At 60.1% G+C, this 24,945-nt stretch carries 24 protein-coding genes; 9 read left to right on the top strand and 15 right to left on the bottom strand.

Annotation, left to right across the window (positions count from 1 at the left end):
* The first annotated feature begins 1 nt into the window (after window position 1).
* Window positions 2-712, top strand: a complete 711-nt coding sequence (locus ACR0EZ_RS02025; RefSeq protein WP_480610236.1) for a GNAT family N-acetyltransferase — start codon at window positions 2-4, stop codon at window positions 710-712.
* A 2-nt stretch (window positions 713-714) separates the two neighbouring features.
* Here ACR0EZ_RS02025 and ACR0EZ_RS02020 read toward each other — a convergent pair whose 3' ends face one another.
* Entirely contained in the window at window positions 715-1,410 is a 696-nt protein-coding gene (locus ACR0EZ_RS02020) for an SIMPL domain-containing protein (RefSeq protein ID WP_480610235.1), read from the bottom strand.
* A 164-nt stretch (window positions 1,411-1,574) separates the two neighbouring features.
* On the opposite strand from ACR0EZ_RS02020, the gene ACR0EZ_RS02015 reads away from it, so the two are divergent.
* Window positions 1,575-3,626 carry a hypothetical protein gene (locus tag ACR0EZ_RS02015; RefSeq protein WP_480610233.1) on the top strand — a complete coding sequence of 684 codons (2,052 nt, stop codon included), beginning with the start codon at window positions 1,575-1,577 and terminating at the stop codon, window positions 3,624-3,626.
* A 60-nt stretch (window positions 3,627-3,686) separates the two neighbouring features.
* On the opposite strand, the gene hppD is transcribed toward ACR0EZ_RS02015, so the two are convergent.
* Window positions 3,687-4,784, bottom strand: a complete 1,098-nt coding sequence (gene hppD, locus ACR0EZ_RS02010) for a 4-hydroxyphenylpyruvate dioxygenase (protein ID WP_480610231.1) — start codon at window positions 4,782-4,784, stop codon at window positions 3,687-3,689.
* 145 nt (window positions 4,785-4,929) lie between these two features.
* Between hppD and ACR0EZ_RS02005 the strand changes: the two genes are divergently transcribed.
* Together ACR0EZ_RS02005 and ACR0EZ_RS02000 are read left to right on the top strand one after the other, a co-directional pair.
* On the top strand, window positions 4,930-5,385 hold the full coding sequence (locus tag ACR0EZ_RS02005) for an Lrp/AsnC family transcriptional regulator (protein ID WP_480610229.1): 456 nt from the start codon (window positions 4,930-4,932) through the stop codon (window positions 5,383-5,385).
* Window positions 5,386-5,404: 19 nt separating this feature from the next.
* Complete coding sequence (locus ACR0EZ_RS02000) at window positions 5,405-7,288, top strand: monovalent cation:proton antiporter-2 (CPA2) family protein (protein ID WP_480610228.1); 1,884 nt, start codon at window positions 5,405-5,407, stop codon at window positions 7,286-7,288.
* Between the two features lie 31 nt (window positions 7,289-7,319).
* Here ACR0EZ_RS02000 and cobT read toward each other — a convergent pair whose 3' ends face one another.
* Window positions 7,320-8,333, bottom strand: coding sequence for a nicotinate-nucleotide--dimethylbenzimidazole phosphoribosyltransferase (cobT, locus tag ACR0EZ_RS01995; protein ID WP_480610226.1), 1,014 nt, complete (start codon window positions 8,331-8,333; stop codon window positions 7,320-7,322).
* Between the two features lie 79 nt (window positions 8,334-8,412).
* Between cobT and cobS the strand changes: the two genes are divergently transcribed.
* Complete coding sequence (gene cobS, locus ACR0EZ_RS01990; RefSeq protein WP_480610224.1) at window positions 8,413-9,174, top strand: adenosylcobinamide-GDP ribazoletransferase; 762 nt, start codon at window positions 8,413-8,415, stop codon at window positions 9,172-9,174.
* Here the strand turns inward: cobS and ACR0EZ_RS01985 are convergent.
* From ACR0EZ_RS01985 to ACR0EZ_RS01960, 6 genes are all read right to left on the bottom strand, one after another.
* A complete protein-coding gene (locus ACR0EZ_RS01985) occupies window positions 9,171-9,941 on the bottom strand; it encodes a potassium channel family protein (RefSeq protein ID WP_480610222.1) in 771 nt (256 codons plus the stop codon). The two genes, cobS and ACR0EZ_RS01985, sit on opposite strands and share 4 nt — an antisense overlap.
* A 106-nt stretch (window positions 9,942-10,047) precedes the next feature.
* Complete coding sequence (locus ACR0EZ_RS01980) at window positions 10,048-10,557, bottom strand: CarD family transcriptional regulator (protein ID WP_480610220.1); 510 nt, start codon at window positions 10,555-10,557, stop codon at window positions 10,048-10,050.
* A 283-nt stretch (window positions 10,558-10,840) separates the two neighbouring features.
* Window positions 10,841-11,179, bottom strand: a complete 339-nt coding sequence (gene fdxA / locus ACR0EZ_RS01975; RefSeq protein ID WP_171121124.1) for a ferredoxin FdxA — start codon at window positions 11,177-11,179, stop codon at window positions 10,841-10,843.
* 66 nt (window positions 11,180-11,245) lie between these two features.
* Window positions 11,246-11,611 (bottom strand): RNA-binding S4 domain-containing protein, encoded by a 366-nt coding sequence (locus ACR0EZ_RS01970; RefSeq protein ID WP_480610218.1) that lies wholly within the window; start codon window positions 11,609-11,611, stop codon window positions 11,246-11,248.
* 6 nt (window positions 11,612-11,617) lie between these two features.
* Entirely contained in the window at window positions 11,618-14,404 is a 2,787-nt protein-coding gene (locus ACR0EZ_RS01965) for a helicase-related protein (RefSeq protein ID WP_480610216.1), read from the bottom strand.
* Window positions 14,405-14,425: 21 nt separating this feature from the next.
* Window positions 14,426-14,995 (bottom strand): tetratricopeptide repeat protein, encoded by a 570-nt coding sequence (locus ACR0EZ_RS01960; protein ID WP_480610214.1) that lies wholly within the window; start codon window positions 14,993-14,995, stop codon window positions 14,426-14,428.
* A gap of 71 nt (window positions 14,996-15,066) precedes the next feature.
* On the opposite strand from ACR0EZ_RS01960, the gene ACR0EZ_RS01955 reads away from it, so the two are divergent.
* The 3 genes from ACR0EZ_RS01955 to ACR0EZ_RS01945 all read left to right on the top strand — a co-directional run bounded on the left by ACR0EZ_RS01955 (window position 15,067) and on the right by ACR0EZ_RS01945 (window position 18,236).
* Window positions 15,067-15,357, top strand: a complete 291-nt coding sequence (locus tag ACR0EZ_RS01955) for an SCP2 sterol-binding domain-containing protein (RefSeq protein ID WP_480610212.1) — start codon at window positions 15,067-15,069, stop codon at window positions 15,355-15,357.
* Window positions 15,357-16,334 carry an alpha/beta fold hydrolase gene (locus ACR0EZ_RS01950; RefSeq protein WP_480610210.1) on the top strand — a complete coding sequence of 326 codons (978 nt, stop codon included), beginning with the start codon at window positions 15,357-15,359 and terminating at the stop codon, window positions 16,332-16,334. Before ACR0EZ_RS01955 ends, ACR0EZ_RS01950 begins: the two co-directional genes overlap by 1 nt.
* An 81-nt stretch (window positions 16,335-16,415) precedes the next feature.
* Window positions 16,416-18,236, top strand: a complete 1,821-nt coding sequence (locus ACR0EZ_RS01945; RefSeq protein WP_480610208.1) for a M3 family oligoendopeptidase — start codon at window positions 16,416-16,418, stop codon at window positions 18,234-18,236.
* Here the strand turns inward: ACR0EZ_RS01945 and ACR0EZ_RS01940 are convergent, their stop codons facing one another.
* From ACR0EZ_RS01940 to ACR0EZ_RS01920, 5 genes are all read right to left on the bottom strand, one after another.
* On the bottom strand, window positions 18,237-19,127 hold the full coding sequence (locus tag ACR0EZ_RS01940) for a DMT family transporter (RefSeq protein ID WP_480610206.1): 891 nt from the start codon (window positions 19,125-19,127) through the stop codon (window positions 18,237-18,239). It abuts the gene before it with no gap.
* Between the two features lie 19 nt (window positions 19,128-19,146).
* Window positions 19,147-19,416 carry a DksA/TraR family C4-type zinc finger protein gene (locus tag ACR0EZ_RS01935; protein ID WP_480610204.1) on the bottom strand — a complete coding sequence of 90 codons (270 nt, stop codon included), beginning with the start codon at window positions 19,414-19,416 and terminating at the stop codon, window positions 19,147-19,149.
* 58 nt (window positions 19,417-19,474) lie between these two features.
* Complete coding sequence (locus tag ACR0EZ_RS01930; RefSeq protein WP_480610202.1) at window positions 19,475-20,449, bottom strand: Gfo/Idh/MocA family protein; 975 nt, start codon at window positions 20,447-20,449, stop codon at window positions 19,475-19,477.
* A 177-nt stretch (window positions 20,450-20,626) separates the two neighbouring features.
* Window positions 20,627-21,523, bottom strand: coding sequence for an RNA polymerase sigma factor RpoH (gene rpoH, locus ACR0EZ_RS01925; protein ID WP_480610200.1), 897 nt, complete (start codon window positions 21,521-21,523; stop codon window positions 20,627-20,629).
* 146 nt (window positions 21,524-21,669) lie between these two features.
* Window positions 21,670-22,704 (bottom strand): RluA family pseudouridine synthase, encoded by a 1,035-nt coding sequence (locus ACR0EZ_RS01920; RefSeq protein WP_480610198.1) that lies wholly within the window; start codon window positions 22,702-22,704, stop codon window positions 21,670-21,672.
* On the opposite strand from ACR0EZ_RS01920, the gene ACR0EZ_RS01915 reads away from it, so the two are divergent.
* Window positions 22,703-23,005 (top strand): DUF6476 family protein, encoded by a 303-nt coding sequence (locus tag ACR0EZ_RS01915; protein ID WP_480610196.1) that lies wholly within the window; start codon window positions 22,703-22,705, stop codon window positions 23,003-23,005. The genes ACR0EZ_RS01920 and ACR0EZ_RS01915 overlap by 2 nt on opposite strands.
* A 24-nt stretch (window positions 23,006-23,029) precedes the next feature.
* On the opposite strand, the gene ACR0EZ_RS01910 is transcribed toward ACR0EZ_RS01915, so the two are convergent.
* Window positions 23,030-24,940, bottom strand: a complete 1,911-nt coding sequence (locus ACR0EZ_RS01910) for an ATP-grasp fold amidoligase family protein (protein WP_480610194.1) — start codon at window positions 24,938-24,940, stop codon at window positions 23,030-23,032.
* Window positions 24,941-24,945 lie beyond the last annotated feature (5 nt).

Here is a 24,945-nt window from a genome sequence, read left to right as displayed (position 1 = left end):
GATGACACAGCACGACACAAACGAGCTGGGCCAGCCCATCGGCCTGCCGGTTCAGGGCGAGTTTCCCCGCCCTGCGCCGCCTTATACGCCGATGCAGGGGCAGTATTGCTCGGTCGTGCCTTTGGACGTGAACCGCCATGCGCCCGGGTTGTTCCGGGCGTTTGCCAACGACACCGATGGGCGTAACTGGACCTACCTGCCCTACGGCCCCTTCGACGCGGAACCCGCATTCGAGGACTGGGCGCGCGCCAATTGCATGGATGCCGACCCGATGTTTCATACGGTGCTGGATGCGGATGAGGTGCCGGTCGGCATGGCCTCATACCTGCGGATCGAACCCGTCGCGGGCGCGATCGAGGTTGGTCATATCCACTTCTCACCCCTGTTGCAGCGCAAGCCGCAATCGACCGAGGTGATGTATCTGATGATGCGGCGGGTTTTCGATGAGTTGGGCTATCGCCGCTACGAGTGGAAATGCGACGCCCTGAATGCGCCTTCGTGCAGCGCGGCGGAGCGGCTGGGCTTTACCTTCGAAGGAATTTTCCGGCAGGCAACCCACTATAAGGGGCGTAATCGGGATACGGCGTGGTACGCCATCATCGACAGCGACTGGCCGCGTATTCGCGAGGCGTTCGAAACCTGGCTGTCCCCGGACAACTTCGACGAAACGGGCCAACAGCGCCAACCGCTGATGGCCCGTGCAAAGGGTTAGGATTATTCGGAAATTCCGAACTCCATCGAGACGCTGACGGATACCGAAACCTCGCCCCCCGCGACCGGAACGCCACCGGAATCGGCCATGCTCATCGCGCGCATCTCGAGCATCGGGCGAACCCCGCCCGAATGTTCGGAAATCGACTGGACCGGCCCAAGAGTGATCCCGGCGGCCTGCGCCAGTTGCTCGGCCTTGGCCGTGGCCTCGCCCACTGCTTTTGCGCGGGCCTGCGCCTCGAGCGGTTTGGGGTCCTGTACGCCAAAGGTCAGACCGCCAAAATTATTCGCGCCGTCCTGAATGACCGCATCCATGATCTGCCCCAGCTTGTCCAGATCGCGCACCCGCACGAACACGCGGTTCGAGGCAGCAAAACCGGTGATCTCGGGCTGCTCTCCGGTCTGGCTGTTGCGACCTGACCAGATCGGCGACAGGGACAGGTCGCGGGTTTGGATATCGCGCTCTTCGACGCCCATCTCCTGCAGCCGCGCCAGCACCTGGCTGACGGCGTCAGATGTAGCCTGCATGGCCTGAGATGCCTCAGCGTTTTCGTTGGTGACGCCCAGGGTGATTGTTGCCATATCGGGCGCAATCTCTACGGTTCCGGTGGCATCAACGGTGATGCGACGTTCTTCCGCATGGGCCATCCCGGCGGTGGTCGCGGCCATCATTGCGGCCAGAAAAGCGAGTGTCTTCAAGGTTCTCTCTCCGAGTTGTTCTGCCTCAACATGGGTTTGCGGGGGTATGTGGAACAAGGGGGAAGATTGGCTTTTTCTTTCCCTCGGCGGGTTCCTGCTTTATTGTCGGTCTGCGAACGCAATGCCGTTTGCATTGATGCTGACAATTATGGTTCCTCCGGATTATGAAACCTGCCTTTGCGCTGTCATTTTCTTCTGCCGGAATATCGCTGCACCACCAATCGGATGACGATTGGTATCAGATCGGCACAGTCCCGCTGGACGCGCCCGACCTGTCGGACCGGATTCGCAGCTTGCGCGATCAGGCTTTTGCGCTGGAAAATGACCTGAGTTGCAAGGTCGTGATCCCCGAGGATCAAATACGCTACTTGTCGGTTGAAACAAATGGGTTAAGCCCCGAGGAAAGCGAGCAAAAAGTCTATGACGCGCTGGCCTCGGCCACGCCCTACGACCTGTCGGAACTGTCCTTTGACACCGCGACCGAAGGCACCACGATCCACATCGCGGCAGTAGCGCGCCAGACACTGGATGAGGCGCAAACCTTTGCTGCCGAGCACGGGTTCATCCCGGTCCTGTTCAGCGCTGATCCGGGTCAAGAGGACTTCCCGCAAGAGCCCTGTTTTGGCTCAGATGGCCCCCCGCACGTGATCGAAGCGACGCCAGAGGATGAGCCGCCTGTCGCGGTTGAAACGACGCCCGAGGACGAGCCGCTTGCCGAGCTTGATACGACGCCAGAGAAAGAGTCCCCTCACGAGGTCGAAACCACCTCAGAAGAGGAACCGCTTGAACCTGCAGAACCGGAAGTTGCTCCGCCACCTGCCGAACCCGAACCGCCCGTTCACGCCATTGCCGAAAGCGCGGACCCTGACACGTTCCGCTCGGTAGAACCGTCCAGCGCACCGTTTCAAACGGTTTTTGCGGCGGCGGAACCCAAGGCCGGACGCTTGGTTTTACCCGCAATTGCGGCGGCAATACTGGCCGGGGTTTTGCTGTCGGTCTGGACGTTGTTTGCGTCTGACGACGAAGAAACCGAGGTCGCCTCGGCCCCCGTTGAAGTGGTGCAGCCAGAGGTTAAGACAGACACAGAACAAACTGATATCGCAGACAATTCCGAACCTCAGCCTGCCGTGCCCGAACAGCCGGATGAAACCGGCACAGAAACCGCATCTTTGCCGGAGCCTGAGGAGCAACCGGAACTCTCCTCAACCGACGCGGCGATTCTGGAGGCCTTGAAAATTCCTCCGACGCCGGTGGAGTCGGTCCAGACGGACCCTCAGACGGAATTCGCCCCGGCGACTGCGGTGAACATCACGCCTCCAGCCGCCTTGGAGTTGCCGGTTCCGGTAGAGGATGACGATTACTATCTGGCCTCGGTCAACAAACCAGACCTGTCGAGTGACGCCATTGCCCTGCCCCCGGTCGAAAGCTTTGACACGGATTTACCGTTTGTTCAGATCGCTCTGCCTCAATCCGCAGACGGAGATTTTGATCTGGATGAACGCGGGCTGGTGCCGCCAACCTCCGAAGGCACCCTGAACCCCGATGGCGTCATGGTTTATGCAGGTCGCCCCTCCTCGGTGCCGCCGGAACCGCCCGTTCGGTTCGAGGAAGAACCGGTGATCGACGAGGCTGATCAGCGATTGGCAGGTCTGCGCCCGAAGGGTCGTCCCGGCGATCTGATTGAGCAGTTCGAACGCCAGCAACTGGGCGGTCGCTCGCTGGAAGAACTCGCAGGTGTGCGCCCCAAACTGCGCCCTGAGTCGCTGCAGGTTAAGCAGCAGGTGGATGAAACCCCCACGGCCTTGGCTGTTGTCCGGGTCCCGCGCCCCAAACTCCGCCCGGCCCGTGTCGTGGCGGCGGCTGCACCGGCCAGCGCAAACACGGCCAATCTGGGCTCGACGGCGGCAGTCAACCAAAGCTCGGACGAGGCCGGATCGTTCCAAGCCAGAGCGGTGGCGCCCAAGATACCGTCTGCTGCGTCCGTTGCCCGTCAGGCGACAATCGACAACGCGCTTAACCTGCGCAGGCTGAACCTGATCGGCGTCTACGGCACCCCGGCCAACCGGCGCGCATTGGTGCGCCTGCCCAGCGGGCGGTACAAAAAGCTGAAAATCGGGGATCGTCTGGATGGCGGCAAGGTCATCGCCATCAGCGACAGCGAATTGCGGTATCAGAAAAAGGGCCGCAACCTGACCCTGTCCATGCCGCGTAGCTGAGCATTTCGTGCCCAACAAAAAAAGGCGCGCAGAACTGGTCTGCGCGCTGAAGTAACAATTTCAGGCCGCCGAAATCTCGCCGGATTCGATCTGTTCCCGTTCGATGGATTCAAACAGGGCCTGAAAGTTCCCCTCGCCGAACCCATCATCGCCTTTGCGCTGAATGAACTCGAAGAAGATAGGGCCAATTACGGTTTTCGAGAAAATCTGCAGCAGAATCCGTGTCTCGCCGCCATCCACGACGCCTTCGCCGTCGATCAGGATGCCGTGCTTCATCATCCGGTCCAGCGGCTCTTCATGGTCGGTCACGCGCGTCGTGGACATGTCGTAATAGGCCTGATTGGGCCCCGGCATGAATTTCAGGCCCTTTTCGGCAATCGCGTCGGTCGAGGCATAGATATCCTCGCTTCCGACCGCGATGTGCTGGATGCCTTCACCCTTGTACTTCTTCAGGTAGGACACAATCTGGCCTGTCTCACCGCGATCTTCGTTGATCGGAATGCGAATGCGACCGCAGGGCGAGGTCAGCGCGCGGCTGAAAAGCCCGGTGAACTTGCCCTGAATGTCGAAAAAGCGGATTTCACGGAAGTTGAACAGGTCGCCGTAAAACCCGAACCATTTGTCCATGTTGCCCTTGTAGACATTGTGGGTCAGGTGATCGAGGTAATAGAACCCCTCACCCCGTGGTTTGGACTGTTTGATCCAGTTGAACTCGTGATTATAGGGCGACGTGTCGTAGTACTGATCGATGAAATAGATCAGCGATCCACCGATACCCTTGATTGCAGGAACGTCCATTGTTTTATCGACCGCGTCATAGGGCTCGGCCCCTTTCGACACGGCATGCTCATAAGCCTTTTGCGCATCGACGACACGCCATCCCATCGACGGGGCGCAGGGGCCGTGTTCGGCCACGAACTTGTCGGCGAAGCTGTCCGGGTTGGCGTTCAGGATATAGGTGACATCGCCCTGCTGCCAAAGTTCGACAGCAGGATTCTGTTTGTGATGCGCCACCAGTTCGAACCCCATCTTGGCGAACAGGTCGCGCAGTTCCTGCGGTTCGGGATGTGCGAACTCGACAAATTCAAAGCCGTCCGTTCCGGCGGGGTTTTCGTCACTGATGACAGATTTCGGTGCATTATGCGGGAAAGGGCCCATGGGTGCCTCCTTTCAAACAGGAAATTCTTTGCTGATTCTAAATTACGCCTTATCCCACGCTTTTTCTGCGCATTGTTTTCCTGTAAACTATGTTCAGACGCGCAAATCTCGCACACATAATTAGAAATACGGGAATACGCCGCATATGCTTGACGCCACAGACACGCATCTTCTTTCCGCCTTGCAGAAGGATGCCCACCTGACGGCGCATCAGTTGGGTGAGATGCTGAACCTGTCACCCAGTCAGGCCGGGCGACGGCGGCAAAGGCTTGAGGCCGAAGGCTACATCACCGGCTATGCCGCGCGGCTTGATCCGTTGAAACTGGGGCTGCACGTGCAGGGGTTCATTCAGGTCCATCTGGGCACCCACGGCCCCGAGCAATCGGCCAGTTTCGCCCGCATGGTCGATACCCGCCCGGAAATCACCAGCGCCTGGACGATGACCGGAGAGGCAGATTACCTGCTGCATGTCTATTGCGATGATCTTTCCGCCCTCAACAGCTTGCTTCATCAGGTGATCCTGCCGCATCCTGCCGTTGCACGGGTCCAGAGCCAGATCGTGATGGACCAGCTAAAACGAGACGCCCCCCTGCCAACCTGACCGGTGCAAGAGGAAAAATATGGACGAGTTCCTTTATCAGGCTTCGATCTATCTGGCCGCCGCCGTGATCGCCGTACCCCTTTCGGCGCGTCTGGGGCTGGGGTCGGTTCTGGGATATCTGGCTGCCGGTATCATCATCGGGCCGGTTCTGGGGCTGGTGGGTGCCGAAACCGAGGAATTGCAGCACGTTGCCGAGTTTGGCGTCGTGATGATGCTGTTCCTGATCGGACTGGAGCTTGAGCCGCGCGCCTTGTGGGACATGCGCGACAGGTTGCTGGGCCTTGGCGGTCTGCAGGTCGCCCTGTCCACTGCCGTCATCGCCGGCGTGGCGATGTATGCCAACCACCCGTGGTCCGTCGCGTTGGCGGTCGGGCTGACGTTATCGCTGTCCTCGACCGCGATCGTGCTGCAAACGCTGTCTGAAAAGGGGCTGATGCAGACCAATGGCGGGCGCGCGACCTTCTCGGTCCTGTTGACGCAGGACATAGCGGTCATTCCGATATTGGCGTTCCTGCCGTTGCTCGCGCTGCCTGCGATGCCGCATATTCTGGCGGATGGGTCAATCGACCGTGGTGCCGGTGACGATCATCACGGCGCGGCCCATCACAGCCTGTCCCTGGTCGAAGGGTTGCCGGGCTGGGCGGTGACACTGATAACCCTTGCTGCGGTGGCATTTGTCATTCTGGCAGGTATCTACCTGACCCGGCCATTGTTCAGGTTCATTCACTCGACCCGCCTGCGCGAGATGTACACGGCGCTGGCCCTGATGATCGTCGTCGGCATCTCATTCCTGATGACGCTGGTGGGGCTGTCGCCCGCGCTGGGTGCGTTTCTGGCCGGTGTCGTTCTGGCGAACTCGGAATTCAGGCATGAGATGGAAAGTGACCTTGAACCCTTCAAAGGGCTGTTCCTGGGGCTGTTTTTCATCACCGTCGGGGCCGGGATCAACGTCGCGTATTTCTTCAATGACCCGTTTGACCTGATCGGGCTGGCGCTGCTGGTCATACTGGCCAAGGGGATCATCCTGTTTCTGGTCGGCAAAGCATTCAAGCTGCGCGGGCGCGATCACTGGCTGTTCACACTCGGGCTGGCACAAGCGGGTGAGTTCGGTTTCGTACTTTTGGCGTTTTCCAGACAACAGAATGTTATCCCGCCGGATCTGGCCCAAAAACTGTTGATGATCATCGCGTTGACGATGCTGATAACCCCGTTGCTGTTCATTCTCTTCGATCTGCTTTCGCGCAAAATCGGTGAGGTGACCACGGAAATGGAACCGGACGAGATCGACGAAAAAGGCCCTGTGATCATCGCCGGGATCGGGCGGTTCGGTCAGATCGTCAACCGCCTGGTACGCGCCAGCGGGTTCAAGACAATCGTTCTGGACCACGATATCGAGACCATCCAGTTGATGCGCCGTTTTGGCGTCAAAGGGTTCCTTGGCGATCCCACTCGGCCCGAACTGCTGCGCGCGGCGGGGTTTGAAAAGGCGTCAGTTCTTGTGGCCGCCATGGATGATCGGACACAAGTCACGCGGCTGGTCAGCTATGCGCGGCGTCAGCGGCGCGACCTGCATATCATCGCGCGCGCCCATGACCGGACGCATGTGTACGAGCTGTATCAGGCCGGCGCGAACGACATTGTGCGCGAGATGTTTGACAGTTCACTGCGGGCTGGCCGCTATGTGCTGGAAAACATAGGGCTCAGCGAATACGAGGCCGCTCAGGCCGAGCAGACCTTTTACCATCACGACCGGGCCTCGGTTCGCGAACTGGCCGAGCTTTGGGTTCCGGGCCTGCCAACCGCCGAGAACAAGAAATACATCGACCGCGCACGGCGGCTGGAAAAAGATCTGGAAACGGCGCTGCTTGAACTGGCCGAGGAACACGCCAAGAAATCGGCCTGACCGGCGCACTTGCTCCGGTCAGGGTCGGCAATCAGCCGTCAGACACACCTGCCTCGGCAAAGGTGGCCATGCCCGAATGGCAGGCAACCGCGCTTTTCAGAATGTTGATGGCCAGCGCCCCGCCCGAGCCTTCACCAAGGCGCAGGCCCAGATTCAGCAGAGGGTCCTTGCCCAACCGGGCCAGAACCGCACCATGGGCCCCTTCGGCGCTTTGGTGGCCCGCTATGGCGTGATCCAGCGCACTCTCGGATACCTGCGCAAGGCAGGCCGCCGCCGCCGAGCATATGAATCCATCCAAAATGACGGGGATGCGCAGGACACGCGCAGCGGCAATGGCCCCCGCCATCGCTGCAATCTCGCGCCCGCCAAGGCAGCGCAGGATGTCCAGCCCGTCGTCAGACCCGCCGTGCAGCGCCACACCTTCGGCCACGACGCGGGTCTTGTTGGCCAGCCCCGCATCGTCGACGCCGGTGCCGCGTCCTGTCCAGTCTGCGGCCTCACCGCCGAACAACGCGCAGGCAATCGCGGCGGCGGGGGTCGTGTTGCCGATGCCCATCTCGCCCACCACCAACAGGTCTGACTGCGGGTCGACGGCCCGCCAGCCTGTGCGCAGGGCGTCCAGCAACTCCTCTTCGCTCATCGCCGAGGCCTGAGTGAAGTCGGCGGTCGGCCGGTCCAGATCCAGCGCGTGCACGTCCATCTTCGCGCCCGCCGCCTTGGCCAGTTGGTTGATCGCCGCCCCGCTATGTTGAAAGTTCATCACCATCTGCACCGTAACCTCGGGCGGAAAGGCGGAAACGCCCTGAGCCGTAACGCCATGATTGCCCGCAAACACGATGACCTGTGGCGCGGTGATCTGTGGCCGCGCATCCCCGCGCCAACCGGCGTACCAGATCGCCAGATCCTCAAGCCGCCCCAACGCGCCCGGAGGTTTGGTCAACTGCCTGTTTCGGTCCGCCGCCCCGCTCAGCGCAGCTTCATCAGGGCCCGGAGCGGTTGTCAGCGCGTCACGGAAAGTCTTCAAATCATTAAGTTCGGGCAGCATCCAAAGCCTCATTGCATCAGAGTGGTCCTGTGTGTTTAACCGAAGCAACCAAACCGACAAGACCCCGAAAGGCGCGGGAGTGCATAAAAACGACACCAGACCCTTTTCCGCGTGGGACATCCCGCTGGCGCTGGTCCTGCTGACCCGCCTGCCCCTGCCCCGGTTGCCTGATGGTGTATTCGCCCGGCAGGCGCAGGCGGTCTGGGCTTTTCCGGTGGTTGGCCTGGTCGTGGGCGGGCCGGCCTGCCTGATTGGCTGGCTGGCCGGTGTCTATGTATCGCCCTTTGCGGCTGCGGTTCTGGTGGTTGCCGTTCTGATCGCAACAACCGGCGCGATGCATGAGGACGGGCTGGCCGACACATTCGATGGTCTTTGGGGCGGTTTCACGCGCGAACGCCGGCTTGAGATCATGAAGGACAGCCATATCGGAACATATGGCGTACTTGCCCTGCTGATCTCGCAGCTTCTTCGCGTTTCCGCCATTACGGCGGTATTGGCAAACGGACCAATCTGGGCGGTTCTGGCAGCTTGCGTGTTTTCGCGGGCCCTGATGCCGGTTTTGATGGCGTCGTTGCCGAATGCCCGCAATTCGGGCCTCAGCCATTCGGTCGGCATCCCCGGCTCGATACCGGTTGGCGTATCACTGGGATTGGCCGTATTGGTCACCTTCGCTCTTTGCGGAATCCTTGCGTTGAAAGCCGTCCTGGCCGCTGCTGTGGCAGTTGGCCTACTTGCCTGGGTCGCGCGGAGGAAAATCGGCGGCCAGACCGGGGACATCCTCGGCGCCGCGCAGCAACTAGCCGAGATCGCCTTTCTGCTCGCCATCAGCGCCCAGATTTAGGACGCCCCGCCCGTTTCAATCCGCAAGGTGCATCCGCAATGCTTGCAATGCACCGCGTCGGGGTCGTGCCGGTACAACCCGCAGCTTGGGCATTTGTGACGCACCTTTTGCGGCATGAACACCGCCTGCGCCAACCGCACGAACAGGGCGACGCCGACCACCATTATGAAGACGGAAAACAGCTTACCCGCCGGGGATGCCAGAGTTATGTCTCCGAACCCCGTCGTCGTCAGCGTTGCCATCGTGAAGTACAACGCGTCGATATAAGGCGTTTGGCTGTCTTCCGGGACGAAGAACACTAAAACCGCCGTCGAGGTTGCAAAGACAAACACCAATAGATTGATTGCTGCGATTACGGCGTCTTCATGCGTTCGGAAAAAGCTGCTGTCCCGCCGCAGGTCCCTGAGCAGATGGTAGGAATGGATCAGGCGCAGGGCGCGCAGGATACGCAGGAAGGCAAGATTGCCGGTCAGAAACGGATCGAGGATGAGTGAGGCAATCACCACGATATCGGCAATCGTGTAAATCTGCCGCAACAGCTTCCAGCGGTCTTTCGCAATCCACACCCGGGCCGAGAAATCCAGCAGAATCAAGGCCCCGATACACAGGCTGGCAAGGGTGATCCCCGGGCCATGCGGAATATTCGCCGTGGCGACGAAAAACACGATCGACACCGCATCAAACAGGATCAATCCATAGCGGAACCAGACCGAAACCGGCTCATGCGCGATGTACAGAAACTTAACGGTTTGCTTTATCCTGGACATGTATCCGCCTCTGGCTACAGGAAAATTAGCGCCAAATGCGGGTTTCACCAAGCCACGAAAAAGGGCCGCCCCGAAAGAGACGGCCCTTGATACAATTTGCTCGGTTTTAGGCTGCGCGCGAGGTCAGAACCTCATCCACCTGCTTGGCAGCCGAAATCTCGCCTGCGCCGGACACGGCGGCCACTTCGCGGGTCAGACGCTCGAGCGCGGCTTCATAAAGCTGACGCTCGGAATAGCTCTGCTCGCGCTGGTCGTCGGTGCGGTGCAGGTCGCGGACCACTTCGGCGATCGAGATCAGGTCGCCCGAGTTGATCTTTTGTTCATACTCCTGCGCCCGGCGCGACCACATGGCGCGCTTTACCTTGGCCTTGCCCTTCAGCGTCTTCATCGCCTGGCTGATCACGTCCGGCGAGCTGAGCGAACGCAGGCCGCTTTCGGTCACCTTGTTGGTCGGCACGCGCAGGGTCATCTTGTCTTTCTCAAATGAGATGACGAACAGCTCAAGTGTGAACCCCGCGACATCCTGTTCTTCGATCGAGATGATCTGACCCACGCCATGAGCGGGGTAGACAACATAGTCGTTCGGGCGGAACTCAAGCTTTTTCGACTTTGTCATTCAGTTTTATCCTTGGTTACAGTTTGGAACGCAGGCGACAAAAACACCACGTGCGGGGACTTTTTCAGCCCCGTCAGGCGGTGGTATTGTCACAAATTCAGAACTCCAAAGTGAGCATACTTACGGAGTGCATCCCAATATCGGTCATCATGTGGGAGTGTTTATATCACAAAAATACGACACCCGAAAGTTCGCACTTTCGCGGACAGGTGAATATTGCGCGTTTTCAACATGTTGGTCATGTATTGCGCCAATTTCATGCCGATTTTCGGGCGCGAATCGCTTAGCCGCCCTCGCCCGGCGCTTCCGAGAAATACTTTTCCATCTTGCCTTCTTCACCATCGCGCTCCTCGGCCTCGGGCAGAGGATCTTTCTTGGTGACGATCACCGGCCACATTTCCGAGTATTTCCGGTTGAACTCGACCCATTGGTCCATCCCTGGCTCGGTGTCGGGGCGAATTGCGTCGGCAGGGCATTCGGGTTCGCAGACGCCACAGTCGATGCATTCGTCAGGGTGAATGACCAGCGTGTTCTCGCCTTCATAGAAACAGTCCACCGGGCACACTTCGACACAGTCGGTGTATTTGCAGCCAATGCAGTTCTCGGTGACAACGTAGGTCATGGTCGAATTCCCGTTTGCGGTTTGAGCGACTAGCTAATTCAGTATGGCGCTCTCTTCAAGCCAAGATCAGCCGTCGGACCTGCGAGAAAGATCAATCGCACGCCGATCTTTCTTGGTCGGGCGACCTTTTCCCTCAAAACCCGGATTTTTGGGCTTTGCTTCCTGCTTTTCGGTCAGATCCGTATACAGCATTTGCGCCTCGGGCGCAGGACCGCGCCGTTCACCCAGCGCTTCGATGCGGACAACGCGCACGATCCGCCCCTGCGGGAAGGTCAGAACATCACCGGGAACAACCGACTGGGCCGGTTTCAGAACCCGGTTTCCGTTCAGGCGCACATGGCCGCCGCTGACCTGTTTGGCGGACAGGCTGCGGGTCTTGAAGAACCGCGCCTGCCACAGCCATTTGTCGATCCGCAGCTTGGGCTCTGCCATTGGCGCTTAGCTGCCGTCTTTCAACCCCATCAGCGCGGCTGCGAAGGGGTTGTCGGGGTCGATGGCCTTTTCCTTTTTCGGAGGCCGGGACGAGAAGGATTTGCCGCCCTGCGGCTTGCCGCCCTTCTTGCCCTGCGGCTTGCCCTGAGGTTTGCCGCGCGGCTTGCCCTTGCCTGGCCCCTGCTCGCGGCGCGGGCCACGGTTCTGCTGGCGCTGGCGACCCCAGGTGAAGGTGAAGAACACTTCGACCTCGGGCTCGTCGGATGTCGGTTCCGCAGCTTGATCCTCTGCAGGTGCCTCGGCTGACGCCTCGGCGGGTGCGGCGACCTCTTCGCTTGTTGCTTCGGGTGCCGGGGTTTCTTCGGCGACAGGTTGCGCGGGCGCTTCTTCCGCAGGTTGCTCTGCCGGAGCAGGTTTGACCTTCTCCCGCTCACCGCGCTCGGCTTTGTAGCCCAGCCCCTGCATCAGGTCGGCGAACTGTTCCAGCGTCATACCGGTGATCGAGAGCATATCCGCCTTGGCTTCGAACCCGCCCCGGCTGTCTTCGGACCGCAGCATGTCGGCCAGACGTTCCAGCATGTCGATCCGGATCGAACGCTCACCGGCGTCGCGGTAACCGCACATGGTGTCGTAGCCTTTGGGCGCGTCCTTGGCGACCGGCACAGTGACCAGACCCGGAGGCGGCGCTTCGGGGAATTCCTGTAGCCCGCTGGACAGCGCCCACAGAACCAGACGCAGGCGCGTCGGCGCGGGTTTCAGCAGCAGCGGCATGAAGATGGTGAACTGGCCGAACCGGATGCCGTGCTTGCGCAGCGCACCGCGGGCGTCCTGATCCAGATCCTTGACCTCTTGCGCGACCTGCGCGCGGGGCAGCACGCCCAACGCTTCGACCATGCGGAAGGCGAAACCTTTGGCCAGACCGGTCAGTTCTTCGTCGCGTGACAGGTTCAGCAGCGGCTCGAACAGCGCGGCCACTTTGCGGTCGATGAAATGCTGCAACCGGCGCTGCACTTTCTGTTCAACGTCCGGGCCTGCGGCCTCGTCCACAAACACCTCGACCACCGGTTTCAGAGGTTCAGCCCCTGCAACCAGCTTACCAACGGCATATTCGCCCCACATCAGGCCACCCTGATCGGTGAAATCAATTTCGGTATCGGGCGCGTTGTAGAAGCGGTCGGCACGCAGATGGAATTGCGGTGCGAGTGCCTGCAAAGAGGCCGATTTCAAGGCTTTCGCCTCGGTCCCCTGCGCGGCTTTGTCCGGAATGAACCGGAACCCTTCCAGACGACCGACGAATTCACCTTCGACGGTCACTTCACCCTTGTCATTTACTTCGGCCAAAAGGGCCTCCTTCTGTTTGAGCCGGCGCAGCAAAACGGACGTGCGCCGGTCCACAAATCGTTTGGTCAGACGGTCATGCAACGCGTCCGACAGCCTGTCTTCTACAGTGCGCGTTTCCTCGCGCCAATGGGATTCGTCACGTACCCAGCCATTTCGCTGCGCAACATATGTCCAGGTGCGAATATATGCCAGTCGTTTGGAGAGCGCATCAATATCCCCGTCTGTTCGGTCGATCCGGCGGATTTGCCGCGCCATGAAGTCGTCGGGGATTGCACCTCGTTCGTGGAGGTGGCCGTAGATAACTTCGAGCAAACTTTCGTGTTCGGCGTGGCTGATGCCGCGAAAGTCGGGAATACGGCACACATCCCAAAGCAAACGGACCGATTGACCATCGCTAGCGCGGGCCGCCACCTCGGTCACTTGCGAGAGCGATTTCAGCGCGTTCAGGTCATCGGCGGGCCGCGCCTTGATCAGATGTTCGTCATTCGGGCTGACCTCGAGCGAGTCGATCAGCGCGTCAACCGAGCCGAACCTAAGGGCAGCATTCCGCCAGTTAAGCTTTTTCATCGGCGTGAATCGGCTGTCCATGATCGCCTGTGCCACGCCTTCGTCCAGCGGAGGGGCCTCGCCCGTCACGCCAAAGGTGCCGTCGGACATGCCACGACCTGCACGGCCCGCGATCTGGGCCAGTTCGTTCGGGGCCAAGGGACGCATCCGCCGACCGTCGAATTTGGTCAGGGACGAAAACGCCACATGGTTCACGTCCAGGTTCAGGCCCATGCCGATGGCATCGGTGGCGACCAGATAATCCACCTCACCATTCTGATAAAGATCCACCTGCGCGTTGCGCGTGCGCGGGCTGAGCGCGCCCATGACCACCGCCGCCCCGCCCTTTTGACGGCGCAGCAACTCGGCAATCGCATAGACATTATCCACCGAGAACCCGACGATGGCGCTGCGCGCAGGCATCCGGCTGATCTTTTTCGAACCGGAATACACCAGCTGCGACATCCGCTCGCGCCGGACAAACTGCGCCTCGGGCACCAGTGCGGCAATCGAACCGCGCATCGTGTCAGAACCCAGAAACAGCGTCTCATGCGTGCCGCGCATACGCAGCAGACGGTCGGTGAACACATGGCCCCGTTCGGGATCGGCACAGAGCTGGATTTCATCCACCGCCACGAAATCCGCGCCCATGCCTTCGGGCATCGCCTCGACCGTGCAGACCCAATACTGGGTGCGGGGCGGCACAATCCGTTCTTCGCCTGTGACCAGCGCCACAACGGACGGACCACGGATGGCGACGATCTTGTCATAGACCTCGCGCGCCAGCAGACGCAGCGGCAGACCGATGACTCCGGTCCGATAGCCCAGCATCCGCTCGATCGCGTAATGGGTTTTTCCTGTGTTTGTCGGGCCAAGTACGGCCACGATTCGGGATGACCCGCTCACCTTTGCCCCCTGCCCCGGATCTTAGAGCGCAGCGCCCTCGACCTGAGGCTTCAGTCGATTCACGGCATTGGTTACTTCTTCATAGTGGGGATGTATAGCCAGCGCGCGCTCATAGGCGTTATACGCCTGCTTGGGCTTGTCCAGAATTTCGAAAATCAGGCCCAGGCCGTAGATCGCCTCGAAATTGTTCGGGTTCAGGGTCAGCGCGTATTCCAGATCGGCGGCGGCCATCCCAAACCGTTCGATCCCGAAAAAGACCGAGGCCCGCGCATGCCAGCCTTCGGCAAAATCAGGCGCATGGTCCGTCAGCGCCGTAAAGTGATCCAGCGCCGCGTCCATATCGCCGTCTTCCATCGCCTCGCGCCCGCGTTCCAGCAGCAAATCCGCCGAGGCCGAGCCCGACTGCGACCACAAAGCCTTTAGCTGCCGTTCAATCCCAATGGCCTGTTCCGGCGTCGATTCTTGCAATTGCTGCAAAAGCACGCCCTCATCCCGGGAATCCGCCTCTTGCGCGATGCAACTGGTGGAAAACATGACTAGGACTGCGGTTGCCGCAACGATACCTTTGAGATTGATGCTTGCAATGCTCATAACAAGCATCACTTTAGCGTCGAGACAGAGGATGTCCATTCACGACGCACGAAACAAAAGTGAGGAAGACCATGAGCGTGACTCTTGAAAAGGCAGCCGCCGCGCTGAACGAAAAACTCGAAAGCGGCGCGTTCGACGCCTCGGCCCGGTTTGCCATTACCGATCTGGGCAACATCGTGCTGGATGCCGACGGCGCGCGCGTCAGTGATGACGAGGCCGACGTGACCCTGAGCGCCGACGCGGACACGTTCGAACAGATCCTGAGCGGTGAGATGAACCCAACCGGCGCGTTCATGTCCGGCAAGCTGAGCGTGGACGGAGACATGGGAATCGCCATGAAGCTCGCCTCGGTGCTGGCCTGATGGACTTGTCGCCGGCCCCCTTGTTCGAAGCCGTGGCCGGTGGACCTGCCGGGGGCGCGGCGCATTGGCTGCGCACCTCGGACGGCAAGCGCATTCGCGTGGGCCATTGGTTGCCGCAGGGCACTGCGAACGGCACGGTGATGCTGTTTCCCGGCCGTACGGAATATGTCGAGAAATACGGCAGCACGGCGGGCGAATTCGTAAAACGCGGCTTTGCAATGCTGGCCGTGGACTGGCGCGGACAGGGTATGGCGGACCGGCTGCTGGATGATCCGCGCATCGGCCATGTAGATCACTTCCCCGACTATCAGCGGGATGTTCAGGCGGTGCTTGATCTGGCCACCACACTTGATTTGCCCCAGCCCTGGTATGTTATCGGCCACTCGATGGGCGGTGCAATCGGTCTGCGGGCTGTGATCGAACACAAATGCTTCGCGGCCTGCGCCTTTACCGGCCCGATGTGGGGTATTTTCTTTACCCCGATCATGAAGCCGCTCAGCCGGGTCACGGCCTATTGGGGCACCGCGCTTGGGATGGGGCAATGGACGCCTCCGACGACGACGTTGGAAAGCTATGTCCTGTCGCAGCCCTTTGACGGAAACGTCCTGACACGCGATCCCGCCATGTACAAGATGATGCAGGATCAACTGACCGCCCACCCCGAACTGGCGCTTGGCGCGCCGTCGAACCGGTGGCTGCGTGAATCCCTGGATGAATGCGCCTGGCTGATCGAACAGCCGGCACCGGACACCCCGTGCCTGACCTTCATGGGCAGTCACGAACAGATCGTCGACCGCAAGGCGATCCGGGCGCGCATGGCCAGCTGGCCCACGGGCAAACTGATCGAGATTCCCGATGGCGAGCATGAGGTGCTGATGGAGGCCCCGGACGTCCGCGGACCGGTGCTTGACCAGTTGGCGGCGCATTTTCTGGCCAGCCAATCCAACGGCGCGCCCGAGCCTGCCCTGTCGCGTTGATCGTCGCGATAGGGTCTGGCCGCTTGTGATCCGGGCGCGCCAGCCCTAGATGTTTGCCAAACAATCTTACAAAGGTGATCCATGCGCGACCTTCCCTTTCCCGTCCGTGATGCAAACGCTGGCGGCGGTGCCGACAATCTGGGCAACCTGCCGGAATGGGATCTGAGTGATCTCTACACCTCGGAAGAGGCGCCCGAGATTTCGCGCGATCTGGACTGGCTGGAAGGCGAATGCGCCTCGTTCGCGGCGGATTACGAAGGCAAGCTGGCCGATCTGGACGCCCAGGGCTTGCTGACCTGCGTTCAGCGCAACGAAAAGATCAACGCCATCGCCGGGCGGATCATGTCCTTTGCCGGTCTGCGCTACTACCAACTGACCACGGATGCGGAACGCGCGAAGTTCCTGTCCGACATGCAGGAAAAGATCACCATCTTCACCACGCCGCTGGTGTTCTTCACGCTCGAGATCAACCGGATCGACGACAACGCGCTAAAGGCGCATTTCGATGCAAATGCGGACCTCGCCCGCTACGAGCCTGTTTTCCGCCGTATCCGGGCGATGAAACCTTACCAACTGTCTGACGAGTTGGAGAAATTCCTACACGACCTCGGCGTTGTCGGGGATGCCTGGGAACGCCTGTTCGATGAAACCATCGCCGGGCTGACCTTTTCCGTTGACGATCAGGAACTGAACATCGAGGGCACGCTGAACCTGCTGACCGAACAGGATCGCAGCAAGCGCGAAGCTGCCGCGCGGGAACTGGCCAGCGTATTTCAGGACAACGTCAAAACCTTTGCCCGCGTCCACAACACGCAGGCCAAGGAAAAGGAAATCGTCGACCGCTGGCGCAACATGCCGACAGCGCAAACCGGTCGCCACCTATCAAACGATGTCGAACCCGAAGTGGTCGAGGCCCTGCGCGAAGCCGTTGTCGCCGCCTACCCCAAGCTGAGCCATCGCTACTATGATTTGAAACGCAAATGGCTGGGTCTGGACGTGATGCAGGTCTGGGACCGCAACGCGCCCCTGCCGATGGAAGACACCCGCGTCGTCAATTGGTCCGAGGCCGAGAAAACGGTGATGGACGCCTATAATGCCTTCGACCCGCGTATGGGCGAAATCGCGACGCCTTTCTTCACCAAAGGTTGGATCGACGCCGCCGTGAAGCCCGGCAAGGCTCCGGGCGCGTTTGCGCATCCGACCGTCACCGATGTTCACCCCTATGTCATGCTCAACTATCTGGGCAAACCGCGCGACGTGATGACTCTGGCGCATGAGCTGGGCCATGGCGTGCATCAGGTTCTGGCCGCCGGTCAGGGTGAGATGCTGTCGTCGACCCCGCTAACGCTGGCCGAGACTGCGTCGGTTTTTGGCGAAATGCTGACCTTCCGCAAGATGCTGGATAAGGCCGAAACGCCTGAACAGCGCAAGGTTCTGCTGGCCGGCAAGGTCGAGGATATGATCAACACAGTCGTCCGCCAGATCGCGTTCTATGACTTCGAGTGCAAGCTCCACGCCGCCCGGCGCGAGGGCGAATTGACCCCCGATGACATCAACGCATTGTGGATGAGCGTTCAGGCCGAAAGCCTTGGCCCCGCATTTGAATTCATGGACGGATACGAGACGTTCTGGGCCTATATCCCCCACTTCGTCCACTCGCCCTTCTATGTCTACGCCTATGCCTTTGGCGATGGCCTCGTGAACGCGCTTTATTCCGTTTACGAAAGCGGCGCGGACGGGTTCGAGGACAAGTATTTCGACATGCTGCGCGCCGGTGGGTCCAAGCATCACAAGGAACTGCTGGCCCCGTTCGGGCTGGACGCCAGCGATCCCAAATTCTGGGACAAGGGCCTGTCGATGATCTCGGGCTTTATTGACGAATTGGAAGCGATGGAGGGCTGATCACTTCTGGCTTGTGGTCGTCAGGAACACGGCGGCCACGATCAATGCAGCCCCCAAGGCCGCAATCGGCGTGATTGCGGCCCCCAGAAACAGCGCCGAGTTGATAAAGGTGAACACCACCGACGCCGCGAACATCAGGGTCGCGGTCAGGGTCGAGACGAGCGCGGCAGCTTCGTACCAAAGGTAATAGGCCAGCGCGGTCGGCAGGATCCCCAGAAGCAACAGGAACACCACGTCGTTGGCTGTCGGCATCTGCAAGGAAAACAACGCCAGAGGCACCAGCAACACGCCAGAGCAGACGAATATGCCGAACAGAAAGTTCAGCCGCTCAGCCGTCGTTTGCGAGGCCTTCATCGCCCGGCTGCTGGCGATCAGGAACGCGGCCCAGCTGAACCCTGCGCCGATCTCCATAAGGTCGCCGAAGAGCGGTTCACCTCCGCCCTGGAAGTCTCTGAAAACGGTCAGAAAAACACCGAAGATAGCCAGCACGGTTGCCAGCACCTCGATCCGTCTGACGGGTGTGTCCGCAAAGAAATAGAGGAACAGGAGAACGAAGAACGGGGCCGTGTTTTCCAGCACCATCGCGTTGGCGGCACCGGTATGTTCCAGCCCGACATGAAACAGCACATAATTCACAACGGTCGCCAAAACCGCGAGGCGGAAATTGACGTCCCGAAACTGAACAGAGACCGGCGCGCGCATCGCGCGCAGCATGCAGAAGATTGCCAAAGCCGCAATGAAAAGGCGCGTCACGGCAATCTGCATTCCGCCCAGATCACCGGTCAGATACCGCACGATGACAGAGTGGGTCCCCCACAGAAAAGCGGCTGCAAATCCAAGGACCAGTCCGTTTTGCAAAAGCGGCGTGCGTTTTGCAGGATCGTGGGTCACAAAGCCTCCCCTCCCCGGGTTATTTCAGCTGACTGTCCTTCGATCCGCGCCGATTGATGCCGGCGCGCGCTTTGAACGCGCCATCACGGTCCTGCTGGCAGTCCAGGCACAGCTTCACCCCCGGCAGGGCCTTGCGGCGTTTTTCGGGAATGGGTTCCTCGCATTCCGCACAGTGGGTCAGGCTTTCGCCAACGGGCCGCTTTTGCGCCTGCATTCGCGCCAGTTCGTCCGAAATCGACGCCTCGATCTGTTCGCTTACCGCGCCATCACGCGCCCAACCACCGGCCATGAGTCACCTCCTGCTTCCGAGATGGACAGGATACACAGGTCGCGCGGGATCGGGCAAGTTACAGCGAAACCGCCCCGTCGAACACGCGATCAATCATGTCCTGAGTCCCGCGTGTGAATTCCAGCGGGCACGGATAATCGACGCCCTCGCGCACCGAGCGGCAAAAGGCTTCGACCTGCAGCTTATAGTGGTCGTCCCCCGGAAAACGCATGACCTGCAGTTCCAACCCCGGACGGTGCAGTTCCACCCGCGCCTCGCCAAAGACACGCGCGTTGAAAGGCGCGGTCAGGCGGATCACACCGCCTTCGCCGTGGAACACCATCTCCTGATGCGGATGCATGCGGATCGAGACATAGGCTGAGTAAGTGAAATCGGGGAACTGCGCGCGAATTTCGGTGAAAACGTCTATGTCATCCTGCCAGCGGATCGCCGATTGGACCGAAGCCGGCTCTTGCCCTGTCGCGAACCGCACGCCGCCGATGACATAGACGCCGATGTCGCGCAGCCCCCCGCCGCCCGTCTCGGCCCGGTTTCGGATGTTCGTCGTGTCCTGCCGGTTGTCGAAACTGAAAGCGCCCGTCACATGCGCCAGCTTGCCGATGGCCCCGTCGGCGATCAGCTTGCGCGCCAGTTGCCACTGGGGGTGGTGCACGATCATGTAGGCCTCGGCTGCCAGCAGGCCGGTCTGGTCCCGTTTGGCGATCAAGGCGTCAAACTCATCCACCCGCATCGTCATCGGCTTTTCGCACAGAACGTGCTTGCCGGCCTCCAGCGCCTTCAGGCTCCATTCCACATGCAGGTGATTTGGCAGAGGGATATAGACCGCCTCGATCTCCGGGTCGGCCAGCAGGGCGTCATAGCGGTCATAGACCTGCAAACCGGGGCAGAAGTCCAGAAAGGGCTCGGCCTTTGACCGGTCCGAGGTCGCCAGACCGGCCAGTTCCGCCCCACCCGCAGCATGTATGGCCGGAGCCATATGTTGCCGCGCAAATTTGGCGGCACCCAAAACACCAAAGCGAACCGGTTTATGCATCATCCCCTCCGTGATCCAAACGCAGAAGCCCTTTGCGCTCAAAGGGCTTCACCAGCCCGACCTGTCTATCAGGCAACCGGAGCGAAGTCAGTCTTTTCCGGGGCTTGGATTATTTGGGAAATTTGGTCGCTGGCAAAGTGATCAGCCCGCCGAAACAGCGGGCTGATCGTTGCCTTGTCAGACAGCGCCCAGCATGCCCTTCTCGCGGGCAAGCTCACGCATCTTTTTCTGCAGCTTCTCGAAAGCGCGAACCTCGATCTGGCGAATACGTTCGCGGCTGACGTTATACTGCGTGCTGAGCTCTTCCAGCGTGACGGGCTGATCCATCAGGCGGCGTTGGGTCAGAATGTCCTTTTCCCGGTCATTCAGCACATCCAAAGCGGCTGCCAGCAACTCACGCCGCGCCTCAAGCTCATCACGCGCTTCATAGTCACCGGCCTGATCGGCATCTTCGTCTTCCAGCCAATCCTGCCATTGCATTGTGCCTTCGCCCTCGGACCCGACCGTGGCGTTCAGCGAGGCATCGCCACCGGACATCCGGCGGTTCATGCTGATCACTTCCTCTTCGGTCACACCCAAGTCGTTGGCGATCTGTTTGACGTTTTCCGGGCGCAGGTCGCCCTCTTCCAAAGCGCCGATGCGGGCCTTGGCCTTGCGCAGGTTAAAAAACAGCTTCTTTTGCGCCGAGGTCGTGCCCAGCTTCACCAAAGACCACGACCGCAGGATATATTCCTGGATCGAGGCACGAATCCACCACATCGCGTAGGTCGCCAGACGGAACCCCTTTTCCGGGTCAAACCGTTTGACCGCCTGCATCAAGCCCACATTGGCTTCCGAGATCACCTCGGCCTGCGGCAGACCGTAGCCGCGATAGCCCATGGCGATCTTGGCCGCCAGACGCAGGTGCGAGGTGACCATTTTATGCGCCGCCTCGGTGTCTTGCTTTTCGACCCAGCGCTTGGCCAGCATGTATTCTTCTTCCGGCTCCAGCAGGGGAAACTTGCGAATTTCCTGCATATAGCGGTTCAGGCCGCCCTCGGGCGTCGGTGCGGGGAGATTTGCGTAGTTTGCCATATATGATGTCCCTCCGACAAATGTTTAAGTCTTTAACATAGGATATGGGTAAGGAACCCTGTCCGTTCAAGAGGTGCTGTTAACAGTTTGAAATTAAACCTTGGTAAAGAAAAGATAAGAAACGCTTACTCACAAGACTTTGCTGATTATGTCAGCGGATCGCGTAGCCCTACAATCAGGTTTTGCATATCTTCCGGCAAATCAGCCTCAAACCGCAGGTTTTCGCCCGTTACCGGGTGCTCAAAGCCCAAAACGGCGGCATGCAGCGCCTGACGCGGGAAAGCGCGCACAGCATCCATTGCAGCCGGGCTGAACGCCTTGGCCGACAATTTGCGCTTGCCGCCATAGACCGGGTCGCCGACCAGCCCATGCCCCGCATGCGCCATATGGACCCGGATTTGATGCGTGCGCCCGGTTTCCAGCCAGCATTCGATCAGCGCCAGACCAGCGGGTGCGCCAAATGTTTCAACCACCCGCGCACGCGTGACAGCGTGGCGACCGCCGTGAAACAGAACCGCCTGCCTCTGACGATCGGTCTTGTGCCGCGCCAGTTGCGTGGTCAGGCGCATGATGTTTCCGGGCTCGAAACTGACGCCCTTTACCCCCCGCAAACGCGGGTCGTTTGCATCCGGCACGCCGTAACAGATGGCGCGGTAGTAGCGTTCGACGCTGTGCGCCTCGAACTGGGCCGCCAGCCCGTGATGCGCGGCGTCGGATTTGGCAACGACCAGCAGGCCCGAGGTTTCCTTGTCGATCCGATGCACAATGCCGGGGCGTTTGACCCCGCCGACCCCGGACAGGTCATCGCCACAATGATGCAACAGCGCGTTTACCAGCGTCCCATTGGGTGAGCCGGGTGCCGGGTGCACGACCATTCCCGCCGGTTTGTTGAGCACGATCAGATCGTCGTCTTCATAGACAACCTGCAACGGGATATCTTCGGGGCCGATATGGCTTTCTTCCGCATCGGCCACGGTGATCACGACCACAGCGCCCTCGGCCACCTTGAATTTCGGGTCCCGCGCCTGCGCCCCGTTTACAAGAACCGCGCCGTCTTCGATCAACCGAACCAAACGGGTGCGCGACAGGTTTTCCCCGGCTGGCACATCCCGCGAAAGCGCCTTATCAAGGCGGGGCGGCGGAGCGGCCGCGATCTGAAACTCAATCTGGCGGGTGCTCATGACTGTCCCTTCCGAACCCCAGGAACCGCAGGAAACACCGCAACTTCGGCTGTTGCGGCGCATGGTCATGTTACTGACCGCGGTGATGATTGGCGGGGTTCTAGTGACATTCGCGCTGATTGTCATCCGGCTTTCGGACCGCACCCCCACCCTGCCCGATCAGATCGAACTGCCGGACGGTGCACGGGCGCAGGCGCTGACGATAGGCAACAACTGGTATGCGGTGGTGACGGATGACAACCGCATTCTGATCTTTGACAAAACCACGGGCAAACTGCGGCGGGAGGTTGCGGTCGAGTGACCCGCGCGGCACATGACCGGTGGTTCAGTTGGGAAACAGCCGCGTTCCGACCCAGCGCTGTCCCAATTCCTCATCCAATCCCGGCGTGCGCATTTTTTGCTTGCCGCCAAAGGGGCATAGCGTGATCTCGCCCAGATAAATCCGGTCACCCTTGGCATAAAGGTCCACCCGCGCAAACTCGACGCGCTGTCCTATGGCTTCGGCGATCTGCACCATGTCGTCATATCGTTCGGGGCGGGGCTCGGTTTCCGCGCTGGTCGGGAAATACAGTTCTTTCGGAATGTATTTGAAATCCCGGTCGTGGATCATCTGCACATGCCCGCGCGAGCGATCCCGGTCGACCTGCACAAGGTGAACCCGCCCGGCAATCACCCAGAACTTCCAGTCGATGATGTCCTGACCATCTGCGGTCAGGTCCTCTTCCAGAAAGAACCGGGTTTCTATTGTGGAATACCACCACTCTGCCGCCCAAAAGCCGTGCGGAATACGCTTTCTGGCCCATATCGAAAGCGTTTGGCTGGCAAAGTCGCGCTGAGCCTCGTCCAACGGCCAGGTCAGGCGCAAGTTCTTCCCCTGCCCGTTGTTGAGTTTCAGCCAGTACCGACCCGGGTTAAGCTCGAGTTGCGAAGGCAACACGGGCGACGGCGAGTCCCAATATCGTTGCACCGGGGTCAACAGGTGCCGGGCACCCTCGGGCACGAAGCTGTCGGCAGACAGTTTGTCAGCCGCCGAGCGCTCCGGCATCTCGCCGAACAGCTTCGTGACCAACAGCTTTTCCGTCAGCGTCTTTGGCTTGGTCAAATCCGGTAGATAGCCATGACTATTCGCAAAACGTGACAGCGACATCGACAGGGCATTCAGCCTAGCGGCATGGTTTTTGTAATGATCCCAGCCGCGCAGAAGCCCCTGACGCGGCGTGTTGTTCACACCGAACAAGTTGTCTTCCATAATCCCGTCAAGCTGCTCTTGCGCGTATCGAAGAGAGTCTTCGGAACTGGCGACCTGAGCCTCGGACACGATGCCATTCGTGGCCCGGCTGATCTCTTCCCGGCTGATGCGCAACGGGGGAAGGTCGTCGGGAAACCTGATCTTGTTCCGGGCGGCCTTTTTCTTGCTCGGTGGCAGCGGCGCGTTGGCCGGGCGGATGCCCAGCGCGCGCAGCCTGCGATCCAGAAACGAATACCGCTTGATGCCCCTGGCAATCCACCAACGCATCCGACGCCCCCACAGGTGGATAGCAAGCGTTTCGTCGGTCAGGTAGGTTTCGCGGAACTCACGCGCATGAATATCGTTGGCCTGCCCGGTCTGGCGGAACGGCAGGGGATAAAACACCGGGATCGGGCTGGCATGCGAGATCTCATCGAAATGCTTCAGGTACCACGTCATGACCTCGGGGCCATAGACGCTGTGCGCCTGCTCGGACGCGTGTGGCAATTCCCCAGCTGCCTTCTGGCGCTCAAGCTCTGCCCTTTCGGCACCTTCAACCCAAGGGCGGATCGGGAACGGGTCCAGACTGTATTCGGTGTAGGCCTTTAAGGTAGGGCTATCGGTTGGCAGCCGCATGACCGCGTTGCAGATCGAGTATTTGCTGAAATATCCGAAAACATGATCCGCTTTCGGAATTGGGGCCAGCGAAAGCACATCGGTATCGCACCACAGGAAATCCGTCTTTTTCATAAGCTGCAGCCTGAAAATGTCAGATTGCGGCACAGGTGTTTGGAACTGATTGTTCATGATGAACTGCTTCGGCTCGTGAATCTCGTTCGCCGACACCAGTTCGATACCTTCGGGGACGTTCTCGACCTCGCCATAGTGGAACAGCACCACCCTGTGCCCGTTGGCCGTGAAGGACAGCAGGCACATCTGTTCAAGGAAGCTCAGCGGCCCCTCCAGCCAGAGCATTCCAATTGTCGGAAGATTGTTGTCGACACCCATTAACG

The sequence above is a fragment of the Ruegeria sp. AK4 genome, assembly GCF_056541025.1.
Note: the sequence above shows the minus strand (reverse complement) of the source record. Positions and strands in the feature narration are given on the sequence as shown.

Coding starts and splice junctions, on each gene's coding strand:
- ACR0EZ_RS02025 (WP_480610236.1), top strand. CDS start 2: ATGACACAGCACGACACAAACGAGCTGGGCCAGCCCATCGGCCTGCCG.
- ACR0EZ_RS02015 (WP_480610233.1), top strand. CDS start 1,575: ATGAAACCTGCCTTTGCGCTGTCATTTTCTTCTGCCGGAATATCGCTG.
- hppD (WP_480610231.1), bottom strand. CDS start 4,784: ATGGGCCCTTTCCCGCATAATGCACCGAAATCTGTCATCAGTGACGAA.
- ACR0EZ_RS02005 (WP_480610229.1), top strand. CDS start 4,930: ATGCTTGACGCCACAGACACGCATCTTCTTTCCGCCTTGCAGAAGGAT.
- ACR0EZ_RS02000 (WP_480610228.1), top strand. CDS start 5,405: ATGGACGAGTTCCTTTATCAGGCTTCGATCTATCTGGCCGCCGCCGTG.
- cobT (WP_480610226.1), bottom strand. CDS start 8,333: ATGCTGCCCGAACTTAATGATTTGAAGACTTTCCGTGACGCGCTGACA.
- ACR0EZ_RS01985 (WP_480610222.1), bottom strand. CDS start 9,941: ATGTCCAGGATAAAGCAAACCGTTAAGTTTCTGTACATCGCGCATGAG.
- ACR0EZ_RS01980 (WP_480610220.1), bottom strand. CDS start 10,557: ATGACAAAGTCGAAAAAGCTTGAGTTCCGCCCGAACGACTATGTTGTC.
- fdxA (WP_171121124.1), bottom strand. CDS start 11,179: ATGACCTACGTTGTCACCGAGAACTGCATTGGCTGCAAATACACCGAC.
- ACR0EZ_RS01970 (WP_480610218.1), bottom strand. CDS start 11,611: ATGGCAGAGCCCAAGCTGCGGATCGACAAATGGCTGTGGCAGGCGCGG.
- ACR0EZ_RS01960 (WP_480610214.1), bottom strand. CDS start 14,995: ATGAGCATTGCAAGCATCAATCTCAAAGGTATCGTTGCGGCAACCGCA.
- ACR0EZ_RS01955 (WP_480610212.1), top strand. CDS start 15,067: ATGAGCGTGACTCTTGAAAAGGCAGCCGCCGCGCTGAACGAAAAACTC.
- ACR0EZ_RS01950 (WP_480610210.1), top strand. CDS start 15,357: ATGGACTTGTCGCCGGCCCCCTTGTTCGAAGCCGTGGCCGGTGGACCT.
- ACR0EZ_RS01945 (WP_480610208.1), top strand. CDS start 16,416: ATGCGCGACCTTCCCTTTCCCGTCCGTGATGCAAACGCTGGCGGCGGT.
- ACR0EZ_RS01935 (WP_480610204.1), bottom strand. CDS start 19,416: ATGGCCGGTGGTTGGGCGCGTGATGGCGCGGTAAGCGAACAGATCGAG.
- ACR0EZ_RS01930 (WP_480610202.1), bottom strand. CDS start 20,449: ATGCATAAACCGGTTCGCTTTGGTGTTTTGGGTGCCGCCAAATTTGCG.
- rpoH (WP_480610200.1), bottom strand. CDS start 21,523: ATGGCAAACTACGCAAATCTCCCCGCACCGACGCCCGAGGGCGGCCTG.
- ACR0EZ_RS01915 (WP_480610196.1), top strand. CDS start 22,703: ATGACTGTCCCTTCCGAACCCCAGGAACCGCAGGAAACACCGCAACTT.
- ACR0EZ_RS01920 (WP_480610198.1), bottom strand. CDS start 22,704: ATGAGCACCCGCCAGATTGAGTTTCAGATCGCGGCCGCTCCGCCGCCC.
- ACR0EZ_RS01910 (WP_480610194.1), bottom strand. CDS start 24,940: ATGGGTGTCGACAACAATCTTCCGACAATTGGAATGCTCTGGCTGGAG.